2 protein-coding genes are annotated in these 1,157 nt (G+C 45.3%); both read left to right on the top strand.

Features of this window, described 5'->3' with window-relative positions:
* Positions 1-862: SMP-30/gluconolactonase/LRE family protein (locus B4K20_RS02600; protein WP_289281776.1), on the top strand; the 862-nt coding region annotated here is incomplete at its 5' end.
* Positions 863-1,157, top strand: a 295-nt coding sequence (locus B4K20_RS02595; RefSeq protein WP_289281775.1) for a DEAD/DEAH box helicase, incomplete at its 3' end; no start/stop codon positions are given.

Below are 1,157 nucleotides of genomic sequence, written 5' to 3'. Positions count from 1 at the left end.
GTTAACGCTATTGCTGACCGGCTTATTAATGTCAGTACAGGTCTGTGCTAACACAGTGCTGTCACCTGTATGGAGCAGCCCGGCAGAACTTAAAACACCTGAATCTGTTATCTATGATCCCATCACAAAACATTTATATGTCTCGAATGTTAATGGCAATCCCCTAGATGCAGATGGTAATGGCTTTATTAGCCAATTATCAGTCAAAGGTGAGATTGAAAAACTGCATTGGCTGGATGGCCTCAATGCCCCAAAAGGATTGGCACTCAGTGGTAACCATCTCTATGTTTCTGATATTGATGAACTGGTGGTCATTGATATTGCTGAACAACGCATCATCAAGCGTTACCCCGCGGAGAATGCCCAATTTCTGAATGATGTGGCCATTGATAAACAGGGACATGTTTACGTCAGCGACATGATGACAAACCGCATCTATCGCTTGTCTGGTGATGACTTTAATGTCTGGATGGATGACCCTGCTCTAGAATCCCCCAACGGTCTTTTGGTTGAGCATAATAATCTGATTGTCGCCAGCTGGGGCAATATGACCAAAGGGTTTGAAACCGAGACGCCGGGACATTTAAAAATCATTGATCTGATTACACAACAGATGAAAAGCCTGGGTGACCAATCGCCCGTGGGTAATCTGGATGGCATCGAAGCAGATGGTCAGGGGAATTACCTGGTCACCGATTGGATGAAAGGCCGATTATTAAAAATCACACCTGAAGGAAGAAGTGAAACTTTGATTGAATTTAATCCAGGTAGTGCTGACCATACAGTTATGCCTGAGAAAGACCTTGTTATTGTTCCAATGATGATGGATAACGTCATCACTGCATTCCGGATACACCGCTAAATGTCATTTGAAGATCTCATGTTAGAAGACAGCCTGTTGAGCGCTATCGCTGCTCACGGCTACACCACCCCTACGCCAATTCAAGAAGAAACGATCCCGCTTATTTTAGCCGGTCAGGACGTATTGGCCTGTGCGGCCACAGGGACAGGCAAGACCGCAGCATTTGTTGTGCCTTTATTACAAAAGCTCTGGGACAGAAAGCATCGTTCACATGAACCTGTCGCTCTCATTCTGGCTCCAACACGTGAGCTGGCCTTCCAGATTCAACATGTGCTTAAAACCTTCAGTAAAGAAG

It is taken from the genome of Methylophaga sp. UBA5088 (assembly GCF_002414625.1).
Taxonomy (GTDB): domain Bacteria; phylum Pseudomonadota; class Gammaproteobacteria; order Nitrosococcales; family Methylophagaceae; genus Methylophaga; species Methylophaga marina.
Note: the sequence above shows the minus strand (reverse complement) of the source record. Positions and strands in the feature narration are given on the sequence as shown.